6 protein-coding genes and 1 pseudogene are annotated in these 7,286 nt (G+C 40.6%); 4 read left to right on the forward strand and 3 right to left on the reverse strand.

Annotated features, from left to right (window positions below; translation table 11 throughout):
* Both IQ228_RS17080 and IQ228_RS17085 read left to right on the forward strand, forming a co-directional pair.
* Nucleotides 1-665: pseudogene (locus tag IQ228_RS17080) on the forward strand (hypothetical protein); the annotation flags it as partial.
* A 265-nt stretch (nt 666-930) separates the two neighbouring features.
* On the forward strand, nt 931-2,025 hold the full coding sequence (locus IQ228_RS17085; RefSeq protein WP_193963672.1) for a DNA methyltransferase: 1,095 nt from the start codon (nt 931-933) through the stop codon (nt 2,023-2,025).
* Here the strand turns inward: IQ228_RS17085 and IQ228_RS17090 are convergent.
* The 3 genes from IQ228_RS17090 to IQ228_RS17100 all read right to left on the reverse strand — a co-directional run bounded on the left by IQ228_RS17090 (nt 1,995) and on the right by IQ228_RS17100 (nt 3,928).
* Nucleotides 1,995-3,008 carry a BstXI family restriction endonuclease gene (locus IQ228_RS17090; RefSeq protein WP_193963674.1) on the reverse strand — a complete coding sequence of 338 codons (1,014 nt, stop codon included), beginning with the start codon at nt 3,006-3,008 and terminating at the stop codon, nt 1,995-1,997. The genes IQ228_RS17085 and IQ228_RS17090 overlap by 31 nt on opposite strands.
* Nucleotides 2,998-3,246 (reverse strand): helix-turn-helix domain-containing protein, encoded by a 249-nt coding sequence (locus IQ228_RS17095; protein WP_193963676.1) that lies wholly within the window; start codon nt 3,244-3,246, stop codon nt 2,998-3,000. The genes IQ228_RS17090 and IQ228_RS17095 overlap by 11 nt, the downstream gene beginning before the upstream one ends.
* 529 nt (nt 3,247-3,775) lie before the next feature.
* Nucleotides 3,776-3,928 carry a hypothetical protein gene (locus IQ228_RS17100; protein WP_193963678.1) on the reverse strand — a complete coding sequence of 51 codons (153 nt, stop codon included), beginning with the start codon at nt 3,926-3,928 and terminating at the stop codon, nt 3,776-3,778.
* A 40-nt stretch (nt 3,929-3,968) separates the two neighbouring features.
* On the opposite strand from IQ228_RS17100, the gene IQ228_RS17105 reads away from it, so the two are divergent.
* Together IQ228_RS17105 and IQ228_RS17110 are read left to right on the forward strand one after the other, a co-directional pair.
* A complete protein-coding gene (locus IQ228_RS17105) occupies nt 3,969-5,312 on the forward strand; it encodes an LLM class flavin-dependent oxidoreductase (protein WP_193963680.1) in 1,344 nt (447 codons plus the stop codon).
* A gap of 245 nt (nt 5,313-5,557) precedes the next feature.
* Nucleotides 5,558-6,922, forward strand: a complete 1,365-nt coding sequence (locus tag IQ228_RS17110) for an LLM class flavin-dependent oxidoreductase (protein ID WP_193963682.1) — start codon at nt 5,558-5,560, stop codon at nt 6,920-6,922.
* The last annotated feature ends 364 nt before the right edge of the window (nt 6,923-7,286 follow it).

The following is a 7,286-nucleotide window of genomic DNA, read 5'->3' on the forward strand; positions in this document are numbered from 1 at the left end:
TATATCGTCAATCACATCAACAAAATAAACCTGTGCAAATACGCTGGAGATTCAAGCTACAACCATCTATTGGGCAACAAGCCTTAATGTCTGAGTGGCTTGTTACTTTACGGAAACACAGAAATTATTGTTTGGCAGAACGTCAGCGCGGATTTGAAACTAATAACCAGAAATCAGACGAGTCAGTAATTTACCAATATGGTGCATTTTCAGACTTAGATACTCGTATTGAATATGGCTCTTATTGCCCTTTGACCTGCCCCGTCGTTAAGCATGGTGTAATGTCCTCTGGGTTAACAAAAAATAGTAAGAAGCATGGTTTAACCTGGGGTAGTGCGACTGATATTCAAGGCAAGAGAACAACTGAACTACGTTCTGAGTCTGAATGGTATAGCCGAATTAATTCAGATGTTTTACAAGGCAATTTAGCTCAGGCTTCTCGGACAATTTTACGAAGAGCTAATTTGAAATTCGTCAGCAACAGACGTAAAAAGCCGACGCACCAATCGTTAGTGCCTACTCCTGGACTGGGAGAAAGTAACGCCCTTTTATGCAACGATGCCGCCAGAAATGGCAAACGGCATCAGGCGGGGAACCGTACATCTAAGGTAATACCTGAAAAGCGGATATTATTCGAGCAGTTGTGTTTGCAATTATTCGATTAAGAATCCCCGTGTCTTTAGACCGGGGAGTGTCAATTATTACTTGTCGGTTAAGGAAATGTAGGTTGGGTTGAGCGACAGCGAAACCCAACATTACCAAGGATTTCGTTGGGTTTCGTTCCAATTGCTCCGCGAACGTTTACGTTCTACAACCCAACCTTGTATCTTAGAGGTATGTTAGAAGAAGTGGTAGAGAATCTGGGGGGTTGATTTTTTTGAATTAAAGCTGTAGACTATAAGTCACTTTATCATAAATCATTACTAACAGATGTCTACAAGAGCGCAGGATTTTGAACAAATTACCCTTACATTATCAGATAGTATTCGAGCTTCTACCCCTCATGGAATTCTCGCAGAAGGTGATTCATTAGATTTAATCCGTAAGATACCAAGTAACACAATATCACTGATTTTGACAGATCCACCTTACCACTGTACAAAAAAACACAATATTTACGGAGATACCCAATTCCAAGAAGATGAGCATTATCTTGACTGGATGGAGTCCTATTCTTCTGAGTGGTATCGAGTGCTGCGACCAAATGGATCACTATTTTGTTTTTGTGATTCTTCAATGTCTGCTCGACTTGAAGTCCTATTTTCAAAAAAATTTAATGTACTTTCTCATATTGTTTGGACTAAACCAAACGAACCGGGATTTGACGGTTGGAAAGGAAAAATGAAAAAAGAGGCACTTCGACAATGGTATCCTCATTCTGAAAGGATTATTTTTGCTGAACCAGCAGTTGAAGGGAATCTTTTCCGCTCAACTTTTGCCCAGTTTCTTCGTGATATGCGTCAAGCCGCAGGATTATCACTAAAAGAACTTACTGCTATGATTGGTGCTTATGGAAAAGTCAATCACGGTGGTGCAGTTTCTAATTGGGAAGCTGGCCGCAACACTCCAAGTAGAGAACAGTATGAAAAAGTATGCTCTGCAATACTTGGAACGGGCAAAATAAAATATATGCCACCATATGAAGATGTTATCCGAGTCTTTGCCGTTGATGCTTCTAAAGAATTTACTGATATCTGGACGTTTCCTTCTGTTCGACCTTATAAAGGTAAACATCCAGCCGAGAAGCCGTTAGCGATGCTTGAACATGCAATTGAGGCAACAACTTATCCAGGAGATATAGTCTTAGATTGTTTTGCGGGTTCAGGTAATACTGCCTTAGCATCTCTTAATCTTGGTAGGCGCACTATTTCACTTGAGATTGACAAAAGATGGGTAGAAGCTATCGCTACACGCCTAGAAGTAGAATCTATCAACCGGAATGGAAAAGAGTACAGCTACCAACCACAAGAAAATAAAAGATCAACTTTTGTTCATCAACTTGATTTGTTTTCAGGAGTAAAATAGCCATTATCAATGTTTACCTTAACAACTCTATACATCCACTCGATAGTTTCGGTAATGCCTGAGTCTTTTACCACTACATTACAGTGATGATGACCCCAGCCAAGATTGTATGGTCTATGATTGTAAGCCCCATACTTCAACTCTTCAATATGAAAAAGATTGATCTGAGTGACTGTTAAATCTGGAACTTTTCGTCCTTCTGCTTGCTCTAAGCGACTAAAGAATCCTCGACTTGAAAGCTTCTCTAAGCAAAGTGGGCAAATAGTTAATCCATCTTGATTGATAATACGTGCCTCTATTAATTTATGTCTATCCAATAGATCAAACTTTTGGCACTCTGATTGAATATATTCCTTCCTTTGCCTAATATCATCAGCACTCATGCCATTTTCTATAGAGGTATTTTCTGAGTCGAAACAACACCAGTAAAAAAACTCAAGCTGAAGACGACAATTTGAAATCATTTCTGAGCTTGCATATTCATATAACCTAATGCCTGCACCTTTTGAAGATGTTGTATTAAATCCACGTATAATCTTTCCTCCATTTTCTACAGAAGTTGTTGCAGGTACTCTTGCTACATATTGTCCACCAAGTCGTTCTCGTCTGGATTGCGCGGCAGTCCACCCCATTATTTCAGGATTATACTTATTCCAATCAGTTCGAGTTTCATAAAATACCAGAGTATTTATGCCGAGATAGAGTCCATATGATTTAAGGTCTTGATCGATGTTATCGTTGCAGAAGTAAGTTTCTGGACTAATAATAACAATGAATCCATTTTCAAAGTTTAATTCACCATTAGGAGGATTAGCGTAACTAGGCCAAAGAACATATGGAATTAATACTGTGCTAGTTCTTGAAACACGATTTTGGTATATAACATCATCATCGGCACCCCTGGTTTGCCCTGTTTTGTAAATTTTCGTATCGAGTAATTTAGGACAGCGAGATATGCCCCTTTTTTTTGCCTTAGATTTCACTTTTTATATCACCTAAATACTCAAATAGCTTGGTAAAAAATGTCAAAATGTCTATCCCAAGAGCATTAATTATCTGCTCTAATGAATCAAGTGTGATATTGCGAACACCTCTTTCAACGCCTGAAATATAGGTTCTGTCGAGACCTGCATTATCAGCAAGCTCCTCTTGACTCATACTGTTTATCTTACGAAAATGCTTAACCGTTGAAGCCACGGCAGTAACGAGTGTTTTTTCCATATATAATCAGCATTCCTATTTCATGAATAGAAAATAATGAACCAAAATTTATTGTCCGTGAATGTAGATTATGAGTCCACGGACTATAAGTCACAAATCTAATACCATATCATTGGAGGGGTTTCACTTCGTTCTACCCAACCTTGTATCTTAGAGGTATGTTAGAAGAAGTGGTAGACCGTCCCAACCTGGGTCAGAAAAGACCGCATCGTAGCAAGGACTTTTCGAGGCTTAACCGAGCAGTATTGATTTACTACTTATACTTTGGAGTTTTCATACTTGTCTTTTATACTCTACTGTATTTGCACTCAGTAGTTAAATAGTGCATTTGAACTATACGTTGTATTCAAATTGAGCGACCTGCTTGCAGCAGCGTTTCGCTATCGCCCACTCTGCCCACCCTAGAGTCATCAAATACTTAGAATATCTAACAATTAGCTGGCAATAAATTTAGTTCACCATATTTTTTCTAAAAAGGTACTTGCTTTTTCATGAGAGTTATGAGATTCTACTATTAATCTACGATAAATCAGTCGAGATACAGTAGTTTTATCGGCAACCCACCACTAACGCTAATGCCTACAACTATGGCTAAGGAGTTGAAAAAGCTTTCCAAATCAATAAATATGCGGTAGTCACATTGATATATATGACAACTGCCAGACCAGAAAATTTTTATCATCCTATATTCATTTAGTAAAAAATATTACTTTGAGTCTAATATGAGCAAACAACAAAAACAACTAAGACTAGGTGCATTTTTACCCGGAGCAGGTCAGCACGTAGCAGCTTGGCGACATCCTCAAGCACAGAGTAATGGCGCTCTTAACCTTGAGCATTATAAACAGATAGCCCAGACAGCCGAGCGCGGTAAATTTGACGCATTTTTTCTCGCTGACGGTTTAGCCTTACAACAACGCCGTGGTGCGGAAGGACGCACAGCCTTCGGTGGAGACTTTGAACCTGTCACCCTCTTCTCAGCCTTGTCTGCGGTGACAGAACGCATTGGTTTTATCGCCACAGCCTCTACCACCTATGAAGATCCGTATATTCTCGCACGCAAATTTGCTTCCTTAGATCATATTTCTGGAGGGCGAGCGGGCTGGAATGTAGTCACAACTGGTAGTAGTGAAACAGCCGGTAATTTCGGTTTAGAAAACCATCCTATTCACGCAGATCGTTATATTCGCGCCCACGAATTTATTGATGTAGTCAAAGGTTTGTGGGATAGCTGGGAAGACGACGCTTTTGTCCGTGATAAGGAAACAGCTTTTTATTACGACCCCAATAAAATACATGAACTTAACCATAAAGGCAGATTTTTTTCCGTGCGTGGACCATTGAACATCGCCCGTCCGCCCCAAGGATATCCTGTAATTGTGCAAGCAGGTTCTTCTGAAGATGGTAAAGAACTTGCGGGTAGGACTGCGGAAGTTATATTTACTGCTCAACAAACTCTAGAAGATGCTCAAGCCTTCTATGCAGATGTTAAAGGTAGATTAGCAAAATATGGACGCACACCAGACCAACTCAAGGTTATGCCCGGAGTCTTTCCCGTAGTTGGTATCACAGAGGCAGAGGCAAAAGCCAAGTATCAGGAACTACAGGATTTAATTCATCCTCAAGTTGGTTTGGCTCTATTACAGGGACTTATAGGCACGGATCTTTCCTCTTATCCCCTTGATGAACCACTGCCAGATTTACCAGAAACCAATGATAACAAAAGCCGCCAAGCATTATTAATTGATATTGCTCGCAAACACAATTTTACCATTCGGGAACTTTATCAATGGATTGCGGGAGCGCGTGGTCATTGGACAATTATCGGTACACCAGTACAAATTGCAGATCAACTAGAAAGCTGGTTTCTCAATGATGCTGCTGATGGCTTCAATATTATGCCACCTTATCTTCCTGGTGGACTCGATGACTTTGTTGACTTAGTAATTCCTGAGTTACAACGGCGGGGATTATTTCGCAATGAGTATGAAGGAACAACTCTGCGGGAAAATCTGGGTTTATCTCGTCCGGTTAATCAATATCAAAAGGTATTAGCAGCAGTCTAAGTAATTGCCATTACACAAAAATTTCAGGACTTACGCAAAATATCTCTCAAAACCTCATTTCTCTGTGAACTCTGTGCCTCTGTGGTATGGCTAACGCCACGCTCCGCGAACGTTTTTCAGTGACTTGTGCGTAAGTCCTAAATTTATTACTTTCGGTTCTTCAGAAGAAGACTGAATTGATTGAACCACGAAGGAACGTTCGCGTAGCGTTCCGAAGGAATAGGACACGAAGGAAGAAAAAATATATGAGCGCAAAACGTAAGTTTCGGTTAGGTGCATTTATTCAAGCTACTGGACATCATATTTCTGCATGGCGACATCCCAATACACAAATAGATGCAGGTCTGAATTTTGAGCATTATAAAGAAATTACTCAAACTGCGGAACGTGGATTATTTGATGCAGTATTTCTAGCAGATAGTCCAGGAATTTGGGGTGGTTCTCCTGAAACTCAGATTCGTAACGGTAAAATTGCTCATTTTGAACCTGTGACGCTTTTTTCGGCTTTATCCTCCGTCACCAAAAACATCGGTTTTATTTCCACTGCTTCCACTACCTACGAAGATCCTTACACATTGGCACGGAAGTTTGCTTCCTTGGATCACTTGAGTAATGGCCGTGCAGGGTGGAATGTAGTCACCACAGGGAATGAAAATGCGGCGGCTAATTTCGGACTGGAACATCATCCAGAACACAGCCAACGCTATGAACGGGCTGAAGAGTTTGTGGAAGTGGTGCAAGGATTGTGGGATAGTTGGGAAGATGATGCCTTCATTCGTGATCGAGAATCTGGTGTTTATTTCGATGCCGACAAACTGCACACATTGAATCATAAGGGCAACCATTTTTCTGTTAGGGGTCCTTTAAATGTTAGCCGTCCACCCCAAGGTTATCCAGTCATTGTTCAAGCTGGTGCTTCTGAACCAGGGAGAGATTTAGCTGCTCGTACTGCTGAGGTAATTTTTACAGCTAATCAAACTTTAGCTGATGCTCAAGCATTCTATACAGATGTCAAAGGAAGGTTAGCAAAATATGGACGTTCCCCAGATGATCTTAAAATCATGCCTGGTGCTTTCCCCATCATTGGACGAACTGAAGAAGAAGCTCAAGAGAAATACGAGTTTTTGCAATCTTTAATTCATCCCGATGTAGCTTGGGGAATCCTCAAAAATTATTACAAAGGTGTGGATTTATCACAATACTCTTTTGATGATTTAGCACCGGAATTACCCAGCGATACTAACAATAATAAGAGTCGCTTGAAACTGGTGACAGACTTAGCTAATCGCGGTGGTTTTACCCTACGTCAGTTGTATCTATCTTTGGCGACTGCACGGGGTCATCGGACTATTTTGGGTACTCCTGAAACCATTGCTGACCAATTAGAAGAATGGTTTATCAATGGTGCTGCTGATGGTTTCAATATTATGCCTCCTATTCTGCCTACAGGGTTGGATGAGTTTGTAAATTTAGTTGTTCCTGTTCTGCAAAAACGTGGACTATTCCGTACTAAATACGAGGGTAGCACGTTGCGTGAAAATCTTGGTTTACGTCGTCCAGTTAATCGTTTTGCTATTAAACAGGAAAACAAAACATTGGTGCTGGCGTAAATAAAAAAGTATGGTGTGTCAGCACAGACGTTAAAAGCCTACCGGGCTTTTTCGGGAAGTTATGCTTGTCAAAAATGATTCAGCCAGCAATGGTATAGGTCATCTGAACAAGAATCTTACAGCAGTTTTCAAGAATTTAGACCACCAGGGGATCGCGGGAAGGCTGGGAGCCGCGTCTCTTTAGAGCGCGGGGGAAAGCCTACCCGTGCGGTTTTAACCGCTTCCAATATTCTCGATCATGATGCGGGTCATTAAATCTTTTCAACATTTTATTTCTCTCTAACTAATCTTTTTAAGGCTGACGAAAGACTCATTCCCCAACCTTGGGCGATATCCTCAAGTTTCTTTCTTTCAGTTTCATCTA

The sequence above is a fragment of the Dolichospermum sp. LEGE 00246 genome (assembly GCF_015207865.1).
Taxonomy (GTDB): Bacteria; Cyanobacteriota; Cyanobacteriia; order Cyanobacteriales; family Nostocaceae; genus Dolichospermum; species Dolichospermum heterosporum.